Annotated in this window: 12 protein-coding genes, 1 tRNA gene, 2 rRNA genes and 1 pseudogene; 8 read left to right on the top strand and 8 right to left on the bottom strand. The window is 64.1% G+C overall.

What is annotated here, in order from left to right:
• Positions 1-118: 118 nt before the first annotated feature.
• From BLT09_RS18250 to BLT09_RS18240, 3 genes are read right to left on the bottom strand one after another with little or no spacing between them, the layout of a single operon-like run.
• Complete coding sequence (locus BLT09_RS18250) at positions 119-973, bottom strand: TIGR01459 family HAD-type hydrolase (protein ID WP_091595364.1); 855 nt, start codon at positions 971-973, stop codon at positions 119-121.
• A complete protein-coding gene (locus tag BLT09_RS18245) occupies positions 970-2,256 on the bottom strand; it encodes an FGGY-family carbohydrate kinase (protein WP_167366471.1) in 1,287 nt (428 codons plus the stop codon). The genes BLT09_RS18250 and BLT09_RS18245 overlap by 4 nt, the downstream gene beginning before the upstream one ends.
• 1 nt (position 2,257) lies before the next feature.
• Complete coding sequence (locus tag BLT09_RS18240; protein ID WP_091595362.1) at positions 2,258-3,301, bottom strand: class II aldolase/adducin family protein; 1,044 nt, start codon at positions 3,299-3,301, stop codon at positions 2,258-2,260.
• 199 nt (positions 3,302-3,500) lie between these two features.
• On the opposite strand from BLT09_RS18240, the gene BLT09_RS18235 reads away from it, so the two are divergent.
• From BLT09_RS18235 to BLT09_RS18210, 6 genes are all read left to right on the top strand, one after another.
• Positions 3,501-4,283: a DeoR/GlpR family DNA-binding transcription regulator gene (locus BLT09_RS18235; RefSeq protein ID WP_023797319.1), complete on the top strand. Its 783-nt coding sequence runs from the start codon at positions 3,501-3,503 to the stop codon at positions 4,281-4,283.
• Complete coding sequence (locus tag BLT09_RS18230) at positions 4,280-5,659, top strand: FGGY-family carbohydrate kinase (RefSeq protein ID WP_091595360.1); 1,380 nt, start codon at positions 4,280-4,282, stop codon at positions 5,657-5,659. Before BLT09_RS18235 ends, BLT09_RS18230 begins: the two co-directional genes overlap by 4 nt.
• A complete protein-coding gene (locus tag BLT09_RS18225; RefSeq protein WP_091595358.1) occupies positions 5,656-7,200 on the top strand; it encodes a sugar ABC transporter ATP-binding protein in 1,545 nt (514 codons plus the stop codon). Before BLT09_RS18230 ends, BLT09_RS18225 begins: the two co-directional genes overlap by 4 nt.
• A 44-nt stretch (positions 7,201-7,244) precedes the next feature.
• Entirely contained in the window at positions 7,245-8,243 is a 999-nt protein-coding gene (locus BLT09_RS18220; RefSeq protein ID WP_091595642.1) for an ABC transporter permease subunit, read from the top strand.
• Between the two features lie 78 nt (positions 8,244-8,321).
• The gene (locus BLT09_RS18215; protein WP_091595356.1) at positions 8,322-9,260 is read left to right on the top strand and encodes an ABC transporter substrate-binding protein; all 939 of its coding nucleotides are present in this window, start codon (positions 8,322-8,324) and stop codon (positions 9,258-9,260) included.
• Positions 9,261-9,387: 127 nt separating this feature from the next.
• Positions 9,388-10,281 carry a sugar phosphate isomerase/epimerase family protein gene (locus BLT09_RS18210; protein ID WP_091595640.1) on the top strand — a complete coding sequence of 298 codons (894 nt, stop codon included), beginning with the start codon at positions 9,388-9,390 and terminating at the stop codon, positions 10,279-10,281.
• 15 nt (positions 10,282-10,296) lie between these two features.
• Here the strand turns inward: BLT09_RS18210 and uxuA are convergent, their stop codons facing one another.
• The gene (uxuA, locus tag BLT09_RS18205) at positions 10,297-11,481 is read right to left on the bottom strand and encodes a mannonate dehydratase (RefSeq protein WP_091595354.1); all 1,185 of its coding nucleotides are present in this window, start codon (positions 11,479-11,481) and stop codon (positions 10,297-10,299) included.
• Between the two features lie 75 nt (positions 11,482-11,556).
• Between uxuA and BLT09_RS18200 the strand changes: the two genes are divergently transcribed.
• A complete protein-coding gene (locus tag BLT09_RS18200; RefSeq protein ID WP_091595352.1) occupies positions 11,557-12,342 on the top strand; it encodes an SDR family NAD(P)-dependent oxidoreductase in 786 nt (261 codons plus the stop codon).
• Between the two features lie 265 nt (positions 12,343-12,607).
• Positions 12,608-13,615 (top strand): cell division protein FtsZ, encoded by a 1,008-nt coding sequence (gene ftsZ, locus BLT09_RS18195; protein WP_023797312.1) that lies wholly within the window; start codon positions 12,608-12,610, stop codon positions 13,613-13,615.
• 181 nt (positions 13,616-13,796) lie between these two features.
• Here ftsZ and BLT09_RS18190 read toward each other — a convergent pair.
• From BLT09_RS18190 to BLT09_RS18175, 4 genes and pseudogenes are all read right to left on the bottom strand, one after another.
• Positions 13,797-14,031: pseudogene (locus BLT09_RS18190) on the bottom strand (DUF6429 family protein).
• A gap of 129 nt (positions 14,032-14,160) precedes the next feature.
• Positions 14,161-14,237, bottom strand: a tRNA-Met gene (locus BLT09_RS18185).
• A 242-nt stretch (positions 14,238-14,479) separates the two neighbouring features.
• Positions 14,480-14,594 (bottom strand): 5S ribosomal RNA (gene rrf / locus BLT09_RS18180).
• 76 nt (positions 14,595-14,670) lie between these two features.
• Positions 14,671-14,938 (bottom strand): 23S ribosomal RNA (locus tag BLT09_RS18175); the annotation flags it as partial.

Here is a 14,938-nt window from a genome sequence, read left to right as displayed (position 1 = left end):
AGCCTCCGACCAACAAGATGTGAACTGGCAACAGCAGCCAAAGGGCTGCGCCACCGAAAGCAGCACCAACGACGAAACGATCACCATGGCAGCGCCCAACCCTCGGAAGCTGCCGATCTCAATCAGCGAATCTGAAACTGTCCGTGGTGTAATCGGGGTAGGCGTCCAGACTGTCGAAAAGCTCGGCCAGGTCAGGTGTGTCTGCCAATATTCCGGACAAGACCAGCGCGGTCGCCACGCCGGCACCAATTCCACCGGCGACATCGTGTTCGACGCTGTCGCCGACACAGACCACGCTGCTGCGGTCCGGGTTGCCCGCCAGCGCCAGCGCGGCGTCGAAGATCGGCGTGTAGGGCTTGCCGATGCGGGTGACGCTGCCGCCGAGGCTCTCGTAGAGATCCGCAAGCTGGCCGGCGCCAAAGCGAGGCCCGACTGCCGTCAGCATGATCTTGTCGGGATTGGTGCAGAAGCACGGCACCTGCCGCATCGCTGCCGGCGCAAAAAGCCGGCGATAGTGCTCGATATCGTAATGGTCGCCCTCACTGGCGGCGATCAGCACCAGCTCGGCATCGTCGCCGCCCCCGGTCAACACGAAAGGCAGGCCTTCAATCGCCGAGCGGTCGCCCTCGCGGCTGATCAGCAGGCACTTTGTGTTTGGGCGCAGCTTTCCGGATATCGCCATTTCGTGGAAAGACCGCCACGCGATCTCGCCGGAAGAGACAAATTGATCCCAGCTTCCTGGTTCGAAGCCGAGCTTCAGCAGGCGGGCCTCATTGGGCCGCGCCCGCCTGCCGGAATTCGAGACCAGCACGATCGTCCTGCCTGCTCGCTTCAGCGCCGACAACGCCTCCACGGCGCCCGGATAGGGGTTCGTGCCATCGTGCAGTACGCCGAACTGATCGAGCAGGAACACCTGATAGCGCTCGACCAGCGCTCCGATGCCGTTGAGATGTTCGACTGGTTTCGTGCTCACAACAGCCCCGCTGCGATTGCGCCCATCAGCGCCAGCCGCGCCGTGCCGGCGGCCGCCTCGTCCGAAAGCGCCGGCAGAAAATCGACACCCAGCTTGCGCTGCCGGATCGCGGTCCAGGCGGCGTTTGCCGCACCGCCGCCGACACTTCTGATCGACGTCAATCGGGGGGCGCCGAGTTCGGCAAGCCGGCGATAGCCGAGCGCCTCGATCGCCGCGATGCCCTCGAACATGGCTTTCAGATAGTCGGCGTCGTCCGCCGGCCGCGGCGTCAGGCGTGGCGACAGAGCAGGATCGGCCACGGGAAAGCGTTCGCCAACCGCGGGAAGCGGATAATAGTCGAGGCCGGTCTCGGTCATGGGGTCCATTGCCGCACTCAATCCGATGATGCGCGCGAGAGAAAAATGCTGCGCCAGCACCTTGCCGCCCGAATTCGACGCACCACCCGCCAGATAGGCATCTCCCAGCCGGTGGCTATAGATGCCGAACTGCGGCGCCGAGATCGGCCGGTCGGAGAGGATCTTGATGGTCAGCGAGGACCCCAGCGCGGTGACGCCGTCGCCAACAGCCGCAGCCCCCGTCGCCAGGAACGACGCGCAGCCATCCGTCGTGCCGGCGACCACGGCGACGTCGCGCGCCAGGCCGAACCGGTCCGCGGCGTTCGCGGTGAGCTTTCCCGTGACATCGCCCGGCTTGACGACACCAGGCAGGAATCCCATGCGCATCCCGGTCGCCGCGATCCAGTCCGGCCAGCGGCGGGCCTCGACGTCGTAGCCAGTTTTCAGGGCATTGTTCTCGTCGCTAATGTCGAAGCGGCCGGAGAATTGTCCGGCGATCCAGTCGGCCTGATGCAGCACCGCGGCGACGCCGGGCTGGCGCTGGAACGACAGCGCCTTGGCGAGGCCGGACGTCGGCCCACGGGCTGCGCTCGCGGCCGGCGCCTTGCGCGCGATCACCGCCAGAATGGCGTCGTCGTCGACCTTGTCGTTGTACATCAACGGCTCGGCCAGCGGCCGCCCGGCGCCGTCGACCGGCAGCAGCGTGCCGGAAGTGCCGTCGACGGCGATCGAGCGCACCGCCGCGCGATCGATCCCGGAAAGCAGTTCCGTCAGCGCCGCGCCGACCGCTGACCACCATACCGACGGGTCGCGGGCATTCTGGCCAAATCTGTCGAGTGGAACGGCGGAACGCGCGGCAATCGAAAAGTCCGGCCGCATGGCGACGGCGCGGGCGCCCGATGTGCCGATGTCGATTCCGATCGAAAGCGGGCCGGTTGACAACGCCATCTCAGCTGCCGGCTGCATTGAGTTTCTGGCGATACTGCTCGGCGTCCCAGTTGATCAGTTCGTCGTTCTCGGCTGATGTCAGATAGTTCAGCTTCGCTGCGACGTCGACCCGCGCCGTCACGTCGGCGAGGCAGCGTTGCATGGCATTTGCGCCGGCACTGGCGTCGCCGCGCATCAGCACGCCAAGCCCGGGAAACAGGATCGCCACCGGCTCCGTGCCGCACCGTTCGGTGACACGCATCACGTCCTCACCGGGTCTCGCCACGACCGAACCCTGGCCGAGAAAGATGACGTGATCGGGATAGAGGCTGCCTCCCGACGCCATGCGGCAGCTTTCAGGATCGATCGCGACGGCATGCGCTTCGCCATCCGCCGGCAGCCTGTAGCCGCTGCGTGCGATGAGCGTCGTCAATGCGACAACGTTGGGCTCCGCCACCTCGCGGGGCGGCCGCGCCAGAAGTCGTGTGACGCGACGCAGCAGCGCCTCGGCGCCGGCGACGGTCTCGGCTGCGACGACCAGGCCATGGTTGGCAAGGATCAGCACATCGACCCCGGGCCGAAGGCGCTCGGCAATGCCCTGGGCAAGCGGCAGGCCGGGCCGGCGATAGGGAACATACGCCCATTCGAGGCCATCCAGGCGCTTGGCGACTTGAGCCTCGCAGTCGGCCTGCACCGCAAGCGAAATGGTATCGACGCAGTGGACATGCAGAACGACGCGCTGCGGCATCAGCGCGTGAACCGTGGTCTCGATCGAGGGACGCAGCTTGCGGGCGTTGAGCGCCTCGATGGCGAAACCCTGTGGCTGATCGGCGGCCGGGTCGCGCTGTTCGACAGCCCTGATCAGCGGCGGGATCGCCACCGGGACCATGATGTCCTCGGCGAGCGCGTCCTTCAACCAGGTGCCGGAAGCCTTGATCCAGAGCGTGTCGCCGGCTTTCAGCGACGTGTTGCCGCCCGCGGCCTGGGTCAAGTGCGGGTCGCGCCCGATGCTGGCCGAAAGCGACCGCAAAGCGCCCAACTCCTGCGCATCCGCATTGATTGCCATCGAAACTCCTTCACAAACCGGCCGCCTAGCCACGGCTTTGGATCCCGGTAGCCGGGACAGCGAGTGACGCTGGTATCGCAGCGGCGAGTAAGTTACGTCAATAGTGATCTTATCCCACCAAATCAAGCTTGCAATCTGATCTGCGTTGAGTAAGTTGCACCAATTGCCGTGGCAAGATGGCATTTCGGGAGGGTATCCGTTGAGCGACTCCGGCCGCCAGCGTCAGATCGTCGAGCTGTTGCGGGATCGCCCCTTCGCCTCGGTGCGCGAGCTGCAGGAGCGGCTCGGCGTATCGGCTGCGACGGTGCGGCGCGATATCGACAAGATCGACGAGGCCGGCGAAGCACGCAAGGTCTATGGCGGCATCTCGGCGCTCGATGGCGCTGCGCAGGCGGGCGTCGCCTATGCCCGGCCCTACGACGAGAACCGCGATCTCGCGGTCGAGGCCAAGCGGCAGATCGCCGCTCTCGCGGCGACCATGGTGCGCGATGGCGACGCCGTCATCGTGCATGGCGGTTCGACCTGCTTCCATCTCGGCGTCAAGCTCGCTGACCGCAACATCCGGCTCTATACCAACTCGATGCCGCTCATCGCCTATTTGAGCGACCACGGCCATTGCAGCCTGACCGTTGCCGGCGGCGAACTGCATCGCGAGCCTGGCATCATCCATTCGCTCACCCAGACGGTGCCGTTCTACGCATCGAAGTTCTTTCTTGGCTCGCAGGGCATCGGCCCGGAGGGCGTGCTGGAATCGCATCCGCTGCTGGTCCGCTCCATCGCCGAGCTCAGCCTGTGCGCCGACCAGATCGTGGTGCTGGCCGACAGCCGCAAACTGTCGATCCATGCGCGCAACGTCGCGCTGCCCTTGTCGCGCATCGGCACGCTGGTGACCGATGACGGCCTTTCCGATGCCGACGCACGCATGCTCGAAAACGCCGGCGTCATGGTGCGGATCGCCTCTGCCTCGGGAGCCGTCCAGTGAAGGTGGCTGTCCTCGACTTCGGCAAGACCAACTCGAAGCTGTTCGTATTCGGTCAGGACGGGCAGATTCTAGGTGAGCGCCGGACCCAGCCGAACTGGACGCGCGAAGGCGGCTTCAGTGTGCTCGACGAAGCAGCGCTTCACGATTGGGCGGCGCGCGCCGTCGGCGAAGCGGTCGACGTCCATGGCATAGAGGGCTTAATGGTTTCGGGCCATGGCTGCACCTTTGCCCTGGTCGACGATGCGGCGCTGACGCATCCGATACTCGACTACGAGCAGGAGCCGCCGGCCGAGATTGCCGCGCAGATCGATCGCCGCATTCCGGATTTCGCCGAGACCTTCTCGCCGCGCCTGCCGCTCGGCTTCAACTATGGTCGCCACATGCTGTGGCTGAAGACGGTGCAACCAAGCGTATTCGCCGCCGCCAAATCGATCCTCGGTTATCCCCAATACTGGAGCTGGCGCTTTGGCGGCCGGGCGGTCTCGGAGGTTTCCTATCTCGGCTGCCACTCGCATCTGTGGGCGCCGCGCAAGCGCGATTTCTCCTCGCTGGTCGACGCCGAGGGATGGCGCGGCCAGATGCCCGCCTTCGAGCGTGCCGGCGCGGTGATCGGCGAGCAGCGTTTCGGCGAGGCGACACGGCCGATCGCCATTCACAACGGTGTCCATGACAGCAATGCCGCGCTCCATGCCTATCGCCGGCAGGCGCTTGGTCCGGTCACCGTCGTCTCGACCGGCACTTGGGTTGTGGTGCTCAATCCGGACTGCCCGCTCGACGCGCTCGATCGCGACCGCGACATGCTGGTCAATGTCGATGTCGATGGCGGCCCGGTGCCGACCATCCGCTTCATGGGCGGCCGTGAATTCGCAACGATCAGCGCCGGTTGGCAGGGCGCGATCGACCGCTCCACAGTACAGCAGGTGATCGACGCCGGCATCATGGCGCTGCCGAGCTTCGCGCCAGGCGGGCGGATGCCTGGCCATCGCGGCGAACTGGTCGGGCGCGCACCCAACGCGGAGGAGCGCGCGGCCGTGGCGCTGCTCTACGTCGCGCTGATGGTCGATCTGTGTCTCGACCTGATCCATTCGAACAACACGGTGATCGTCGATGGCGGGCTGAACAGTGGCGGCCTGCTTGCCAGCCTGCTGGCGCAGCTGCGTCCCGGCCAGGCCTTCATGCAGGGCGCCACGCTGGAGGGCAGCGCCACCGGGGCGGCGGCTCTGGCCTTCGAGAGTGTTGGACGCGAATTTGCCGCCGAGGCGCCGGAGCCGGTACGCGCCTCGAGCTTCACCGGGCTTGCCTTCTATCGCGATAGCTGGCGCGGTCTCGCCGCCGACCGAGGCGTCGCTGATGCCGCAGCGGGAGGCGCGCGATGACCGCCGCTGCCCGGATCGAAACCGTGCGCCAGCCGGTGCTGGAGATGCGGCACATCTCCAGGACGTTCGGCCCAATTCGCGCCTTGCAGGACGTATCGCTGACCGTCCATGCCGGTGAACTGCACGCGCTGATGGGCGAAAACGGCGCCGGCAAGTCGACGCTGATGAAGGTTCTGTCCGGCGCCTATCGACCTGATGCCGGCGGCGAGATTCTGATCGACGGCACGCCGGTCGCCACCGGCGACCCGATCAAGGCACGCGCCAACGGCATTGCCGTCATCTACCAGGAGCTGTCGCTGGCGCCCAACCTGACGGTCGGGCAGAACATCTTCCTCGGCAACGAGCCGAGACGGTTCGGCATCGTCGACCGCGACCAGTGCAATCGGCGCGCCAAGGAAATCATCGCACGGCTCGGCGTCTCCTTCTCGGCGCGCGCCCTTGTCTCCAGCCTGTCGCTCGGCGAGCGCCAGATGGTCGAGATCGCCCGCGCACTGTCGACCAGCGCGCGCATCATCGTCATGGACGAGCCGACGACGTCGCTGACCTCGCGCGAGACCGACAGGCTGTTCGAGGTGATTGCGACGCTGAAGTCGCAGGGCATCGCCATCATCTACATCAGCCACCGCATGGAAGAGGTCTACCAGCTTGCCGACCGCGTCAGCGTGCTGCGCGACAGCGGCTATGTCGGCACGCTCGATCGCGCCGATCTGAACGCCTCGCGCCTCGTCTCGATGATGGTTGGCCGTGACCTGTCCGCCTTCTACAAGAAGGATCACCGCCCGCCGGACAGCAAGCGCGCGATCGCACTGTCGGTGCGCGACATGTCGGACGGCAATCTCCTGAAAGGCTGCTTTTTCGACCTGCACAAGGGCGAAGTGCTAGCGCTGGCGGGCCTTGTCGGCTCCGGCCGCACCGAACTCGCGCGGCTGATCTTCGGCGCCGACAGGCGCACATCAGGCACGCTGGAACTCGACGGCAATCCGATAGCCATCGGCTCGCCGCGCGAGGCGCTGGATGCCGGCATCGCCTATCTTACCGAAGACCGCAAGGAACTCGGCCTGTTCCTCGACATGTCGATTTCCGACAATATCAGCATGGGCGTGCTCGCCAGGGACGCGCAGGCCGGCGGCCTGCGCGACTTCGCCACGGCCGAAAGGCGCGCCGCCAAGGCCGTTTCCGACCTCTCCATCCGCAGCAGGTCGGTGCAGGCCAATGCCGGCTCGCTGTCGGGCGGCAACCAGCAGAAGGTGCTGCTCGCCCGCCTGCTCGAAACCGAGCCGCGGGTCCTCATCCTCGACGAACCGACCCGCGGCGTCGATGTCGGGGCGAAGTCGGAAATCTACCGGCTGATCGACGATCTTGCCAAAAAGGGCATCGCCATCCTGATGATCTCCAGCGAACTGCCGGAGGTGATCGGCGTCGCCGACCGCGTGCTGGTGATGCGCGACGGCACTATCGCTGGCGAGGTGACGGCATCCGAAGGCCAGCCGCTCAGTCAGGAGGCAATCATGGAACTCGCAACGGGAGCGGCCAAGGGATGACCGACAAGAGCGGCACCGGGATGACCGACAAGAGCGGCCTGGGGATGACCGACAAGGCAGCCGAGATGAGCGCGGGTGACCAGGCGGTCGGCAGCAGCCGGCGGCTGCGCACCGCCTTCGCCGCGCTTGGCATGCTGCCGGTCCTGATCCTTTTGGCGGCCGGCTTCCAGATCATGAACCCGCGCTTCCTCACCGAGACCAACCTGTTGATCGTCACCCAGCAGTCGTCGATCAACATCGTGCTCGCGGCCGGCATGACCTTCGTCATCCTGACCGGCGGCATAGACCTGTCCGTCGGCTCCATTCTTGCCGCCTCGGCGATGGTGGCGGTGATGGTGTCGCTGGTGCCGGAGTGGGGCATGCTCGGCGTGCCGGCGGCCATTCTGGTCGGCCTCGGCTTCGGCGTCATCAACGGGCTGCTCGTCGCCTATATCAAGCTGCCGCCCTTCATCGTCACGCTGGGTTCGCTGACCGCCGTGCGCGGCGTCGCCCGCCTGCTTGGCCAGGACACCACGGTGTTCAACTCGGACCTGCCGTTCGACTTCATCGCCAACGGGTCGCTGTTCGGCATCCCCTGGCTGGTCATCATCGCTCTGTCGGTCGTGGTGCTGTCCTGGCTGGTGCTCAAGCGCACCGTGCTCGGCACCTGGATCTATGCCGTCGGCGGCAATGCCGAGGCCGCCCGCCTCACCGGCATCAAGGTGCCCCTGGTGCTGCTCTTCGTCTATGGCGTTTCAGGCCTTCTCGCCGGCCTTGGCGGCGCCATGTCGGCGGCCCGGCTCTATGCGGCCAACGGGCTGCAGCTTGGGCAGTCCTACGAACTCGACGCCATTGCCGCAGTCATTCTCGGCGGCACCAGCTTCGTCGGCGGCGTCGGCTCGATCTGGGGCACGCTGATCGGCGGCCTGATCATTGCGGTGCTCTCCAACGGGCTCATCCTGGCCGGTGTTTCGGACATCTGGCAGTACATCATCAAGGGATTGGTCATCATCGTGGCGGTCGCCCTCGACCGCTACAGGCTCCAAGCGGGAGCAAGAACGTGATTGACCTTCGTCGCCGGCGTCAACGACCCGGTTTCATTTAACGCACCGTGAGAGGCGCGGGGCATCAGGAGGAAAACAATGAAGACCATCGCTAAACTGCTCTGCGGCGTAGCCCTCGCGGCCGTCGCCGTCGCACCGGCCTCGGCCAAGGACCTGAACAAGGTCGGCATCTCGGTCGGCCTGCTCGGCAACCCGTTCTTCGTCGCCACCATCAAGGGCATCGAGGACGCCGCCAGGAAGATCAACCCGAATGTCGAGGTGACGTCGGTGTCGGCCGACTACGACCTCAACAAGCAGGTCTCGCAGGTCGACTCGTTCATCGCCGCCGGCGTCGACGTGATCATGCTCAACGCCGTCGACGCCAAGGCGATCGCGCCGGCGGTGAAGAAGGCGCAGGCGGCAGGCATCGTGGTTGCCGCATTCGACGTTTCGGCGCCGGGCGCCGACGTCACCGTGATGACCAACAACGTCAAGGCCGGCGAAGCGGCCTGCCAGTATCTGGTCGACCACACCGGCGGCAAGGGCGACTATGTCATCCTGAACGGGCCGGCATCGTCATCGATCCTCGAGCGGGTGAAGGGCTGCAAGGACGTGCTGGCAAAACACCCGGACATCAAGATCCTCTCCGACGACCAGAATGCCGAAGGCTCGCGCGACGGCGGCCTGAAGGTGTTCCAGTCGCTGCTGACCCGTTTCGACAAGATCGACGCGGTGTTCGCCATCAACGATCCGACGGCGATCGGCGCCCAGCTTGCGGCCAAGCAGCTCAACCGCTCGGAGTTCATTTTCACCGCGGTCGACGGCGCGCCCGACATCGAGAAGGAACTCTCTTCCGGCACCTCGATGATCAAGGCCTCGGCCTCGCAGGATCCTTACGTCATGGCCGGCCAATCGCTGCAGATGGCAGCTGAAGTGCTTGCCGGCAAAAAGCCGGCCGAGGCGACGGTGCTGCTCGACCCGCAGCTGATCACGGCAGAGAACCTGAAGGACTATAAGGGCTGGACCGCGGCCCGCTAGCTAAAGCCTCCCAAGGCTGGTGCGGCCGGGTGACCGGCCGCACCAATTTTTTGTTTTGAGCATCAGATTTTTCGCAAACCGGTTCCCACTTCTTGGGTCCGATGCTCTCGAGCAGCAGGAGACGATCATGTCGCGCATTGGAATCCACTCTTTCGTCTGGTCGGCGAGCTCGGCGCAAGACGACCTCGAACGGACGCTGGCCAACACCAGGGAGGCGGGCTTCGACCTGATCGAATTCTCTTATCTTGACCCTGCCAATGTCGATGTTGGCGGGCTGGCCAAGCGCATCGCCGACCTCGATCTCGGCGTGGCGATCAGCATCGGGCTGCCGCCCGACGGCGACATTTCAAGCGCCGACAAGGCGATTGCCGCGCACGGCGTCGAAGTCCTCAATGACACGATCGCGCTCACCCGCGATCTCGGCGGCCGGAAGGTCGCCGGCATCCTCAGCACCAGCCATGGATTGCAGACTGAGGCGCCGACGCGCGATCAATGGAACCGCAGTGCCGCCACGCTTGCCAAGGTCGCGGAGACCGCCAAGGCCGCCGGCGTCACGCTCAACCTCGAGATCGTCAACCGCTTCGAGAGCAATCTGCTCAACACCGCGGCGCAAGGGTTGGCCTTCATCGAGGACACCGGTTCCGACAACATTTTTCTGCATCTCGACACGTTCCACATGAACATCGAGGAGGCCGATGTCGGGTTGGCCATCCGCCACGCCGCCAAAAAGATCGGCTATGTCCATATCGGTGAGAGCCATCGCGGCTTCCTCGGCACCGGCAACATCGACTTTGCCGCGATCTTCGATGCGCTGACCGCAATCGGCTATGGCGACGACCTCAGCTTCGAATCCTTCTCGTCGGAGATCGTCGACGAGAACCTGTCGAAGAAAACCGCCATCTGGCGCAATCTGTGGACCGACAATATGGAGCTGGCCCGGCATGCGCGCCGCTTCATCGCCATCGGGCTGGAGACGGCGCGGCGCAAGGCCGAGCTTGTTGCGTCAAGCCATCAGCCTTAGCTCCGGTTGCGATCCTCAGGCCAGCTCAAAACGTTCCACGGCGCGCATGATGCCACGCAGCTCGGCCAGGCCTTTCAGGCGGCCGATCAAAGAATAGCCGGGGTTGATCCTGGTCTTGCCGATATCGTCGGCGAGCAGATGGCCATGATCGGGTCGCATGGGAATCTGCCAGTCGGCGCGACCTTCCCTACGGCGGCGCGTCTCTTCCTGCATCAAAGCGAGGATGACATGCGCCATGTCGGTGCCGCCCTCCAGATGCTCGGCTTCATGGAAGGAGCCGTCATCCTCGATGGTTACATTGCGGAGATGGACGAAATGGATCCGGTCGGCGAACTCGTTGACCATGCCGACGATGTCGTTGTCTGCGCGCGTGCCGTAGGAGCCGGTGCAGAATGTCAGGCCGTTGGCCGGGCTGTCGACGGCGTTGAGGATGAAACGCGCGTCCTCGGCGGTCGAAACGATCCGTGGCAGGCCATAGAGCGAGAATGGCGGGTCGTCGGGATGGATGCACATGCGCACCCCCTCCTGCTCGGCCACCGGAATGATCTCGCGCAAAAACCAGGCAAGATTGTCGCGCAGCTCCTTCGGCCCGATCGAGTCATATTCCGCCAATGCCTCACGAAAACTATCCCGGTTGTAGCTGCGCTCGGTTGCCGGCAGGCCGGCAATGAGATTGCGCTCGATCCTGTCGATATGCTCTTCGCTCAATTCCTTCAGTCGCGATTCCGCTTCCGCGATACGTGCCGCGCTGTAGCCGAATTCGGCATTCCTGCGCTTCAGGACGAACAGGTCGTAGGCGGCAAAATCGATCGCATCGAACCGCAGTGCGTAGCCCGTCGTTGGAAGCCGATAGGCAAGGTCGGTGCGGGTCCAGTCGACCACCGGCATGAAGTTATAGCAGATCGTCGCAATGCCAGCCTTGGCGAGCGCACGGATCGTGTCCTTGTACCAGCCGACATAGCGAAGCCGTTCCGCCGAGCCGATCTTGATCGAATTGTGGACAGGAATGCTCTCCACAACCGACCAGGTCAGCCCTTCGGCCTCGATGACCCGCTTGCGCTCCAAAACGTCCGTCAAAGGCCAGGCGCGGCCGTCATAGATATTATGCGGGGCGGATACGACGCCCGTGGCTCCGGCCTGCTTGACATGATCGAGCGTCACCGGGTCGTCAGGGCCATACCAGCGCCAGCATTGTTCCATCGAGGCTTTCCTTTGCGATAAAACGGAACCGTATTGTTGGGCCACAATGGAAGTCAAATTAAAGGAGTTTGCGCAATGAAGGATTTCGACGGCAAGATCGCTCTGGTGACGGGGACGACCGGGATCGGCCTGGCAACCGCCAGACGTCTTGCGGCGGGCGGGGCGGCGATCATCGCCTGCGGCATCGACCGCGCGGCCAACACGGCGATGAGAGCGGAACTGGGCAGCTCCGGCGCCGAGGCGCTGGTCGTGGCCGTCGACGTCTCCGTGCCGGATCAGGTCCGCGACGCGGTCGCAGCCGGTGTCGAGCGGTTCGGCGGCCTCGATATCATCGTCAATTCCGCGGCGGTCCATCCGTATGGCACCGCTGTTAGCACCGATTTCGACATCTGGAACCGGGCGATGTCCGTCAATGTCGGCTCGATCTACCTGACCGCGCATTTCGGTATTCCGGAAATGATCAGGCGAGGCGGCGGCGCCATCGTCAACGTGGCTTCGGTGCAAGGTTTCGCCTGCCAGCAGAACGTCGCCGCCTATGCCACGACCAAGGGCGCCATCCACACATTGACGCGCGCTCTGGCGCTCGACCACGCGCGCTCCGGCATTCGCGTCAATTCCGTCAGCCCGGGCTCGATCCGCACCCCGATCCTGGAAAAGGCGGCGCGCGGCGAAAACGGCACCGACGCCGATGTCGAGGCCGCCTACAAGCGCTTCGGCGAAGCGCACCCCATCGGGCGCATCGGCGAGCCGGAGGAAGTGGCGGAACTCATCGCCTTTCTGTGTTCGTCGAAAGCCGGGTTCTGCACCGGCGCGGACTACAGGATCGATGGCGGCCTGACTGCCGGCATCGGCGTGAAGTAGAACGGGAAGATCGGTCTCGGCTTTAGGGGAGACGTTGTCATCGGACGATTTTCGGTCAGCCGCCACACGAAGCACCGACGGGGCGAACCAATAGCGCATAACATGCGCGAGCGCGAATACTGCACTTGCAGCCGGTTCAACCGTCTGATTCCCTTGGTTACGCTGGGCTGTCCTGATTCGCGCACTGTCAAAAATCTTTGCAGCGCGCCGGGAACATGCCTTCCACCGACCGCTGCGCTTGCGCATTCAAGGGGAGAGACGGCAAATGAACACTGCAACGAGGCCGACAATCTCGGAGATGAGGCCCAAAATATCCGTCATCGGGGTTGGCGGCGGTGGCGGCAACGCCATCAACAACATGATCGCCGAAGGCTTGCAGGGCACCGAGTTCATCGTTGCCAACACCGATGCCCAGGCGCTCACCATGTCGAAGGCAACGCGGCTGATCCAATTGGGAGCGCACGTCACGGAAGGCCTTGGTGCAGGATCCCTGCCCGAGGTCGGCCATGCCGCGGCCGTGGAATCTATCGACGAAATCATGGACCATCTTGCGGGAACGCATATGTGTTTCGTGACCGCAGGCATGGGAGGCGGAACTGGAACCGGTGCAGCACCGGTCATAGCGCAGGCCGCGCGCAACGCAGGAATACTGACCGTGGCCGTCGTCACCAAGCCGTTCGTCTTCGAAGGAAACCGCCGAATGCATGCCGCCAATGAGGGCATCGAGCGGCTGCGCGAAAGCGCCGATACCGTCATCGTCATACCGAACCAGAACCTCTTCAGGATCGCCGATGCCAAGACGACGTTCGCGGACGCTTTCGCCATGGCGGACCGCGTACTCTATGCCGGCGTCGGCTGCATCACCGATCTCATCGTCAAGGAAGGCCTGATCAATCTCGACTTTGCCGATGTGAAGTCGGTGATGCGCGATATGGGTCGCGCGATGATGGGGACCGGCGAAGCCACCGGCGAGGACCGCGCCAGGAAGGCAGCCGAAGCGGCGATCGCAAACCCGCTTCTCGACGAAGCGTCGATGATGGGCGCCAAGGGCGTCCTTGTCTCGATATCGGGCGGCACTGACATGACGCTGTTCGAGGTCGACGAAGCCGCCACCCGCATCCGCGAGGAGGTCGACGCCGATGCCGACATCATCGTCGGCGCCATTTTCGACAAGGCGCTCGCAGGAAAATTCAGGGTGTCGGTGGTTGCGACGGGATTGCGGCGGGGGCTTGAGATTCCGCTGACGGTGGGGTTGGAAAACCGTGTGAATTGAGCGACGCCCTTATGGCAGCACCACGGCAGGTTTCGACTGAAGGTCCGACGCACCGGACACCGCCGCCGACGGTAATCGGGCGGAACGCCCAACCCTGATTGTTGCGGGATAAGCCTGCCGAGCAAGTTGTCGGTTTTGCCTGCGCGACTTCTTGCTGTCGAATTGGAACGCCAGCCAGCGCTCATGGCGCCGGCCGCGTGAACAGGGTGCGGAACAATTCCTCAGCCCGTCGCAGGCCCTCATCTGTCAGAACCACCGACTTCGCCTTGTTTGCCGGATTGGCGATCAGTCCCTTCTGGTGCAAGCGATCCAGAGCATCCCAATCCAATCCCTTCCAGGCGCGCCTCTCTTCATGCAGCGTTAGCCAAAGCAGCCCGAGAAACGGCATTGTCGATCTTGTCGGTGTCCATCTCCATGCCAAGCAGTTTAACACGGGAAGACGGCGCCTGCCGAGACCCACACCGTCGGGTAACTCGATGAGGATCAAACTGGCCGCGCCAGGCTGCAAACGCAAAACGGCCCGCGTGATGCGGGCCGTTTTTGTTTGGTTGCGGGGACAGGATTTGAACCTGTGACCTTCAGGTTATGAGCCTGACGAGCTACCGGGCTGCTCCACCCCGCGTCAACCAGACGGCGAATGCCGGCCGGGCAGCCCGGACTTTTTGTTTTGTCCGTCCTCGAGGCCTTCGGCCTTTGCGGGCGGACGGGGCGCTGCTCCACCCCGCGTCAACGTCAGAAGTAAGCCTTGGCTCACTGGAATCAAGCTTTCGCCAACTGAAAGGGCCGCTTGCGCGGCCCGAGTTCCCGATTGGCGGGCCTGTTTTGTAAGGAGAAGACTGGATTTTTGCAACGTGCGTTTTGCAGACCTGGCAGCGACCTACTCTCCCGCGTCTTGAGACGAAGTACCATCAGCGCTGGAGCGTTTCACGGCCGAGTTCGGAATGGGATCGGGTGCAGCCGCTCCGCCATAACCACCAGGTCGGCAAAGCGCACGTTGCTCGAGAAGCTGTTTTCTGTGCCAACCATCGTTTTCACGATGGGCATAGGGAATGAGAACGATCAAGCCGATCGAACTATTAGTACCGGTAAGCTTCAAGCGTTGCCGCTCTTCCACACCCGGCCTATCAACGTGGTCGTCTTCCACGGTTCTCAGGGAATACTCGTTTTAAGGTGGGTTTCCCGCTTAGATGCCTTCAGCGGTTATCCCGTCCGGATATAGCTACCCTGCTATGCGGCTGGCGCCACAACAGGTCCACCAGAGATCCGTCCATCCCGGTCCTCTCGTACTAGGGACAGATCCTTTCAATATTCCTACACCCACGG

Origin of the sequence: Mesorhizobium muleiense (assembly GCF_900099905.1) — a bacterium.
GTDB classification, from domain to species: Bacteria; Pseudomonadota; Alphaproteobacteria; order Rhizobiales; family Rhizobiaceae; genus Mesorhizobium; species Mesorhizobium muleiense.
This window is presented reverse-complemented; position numbering and strand designations above follow the sequence as displayed.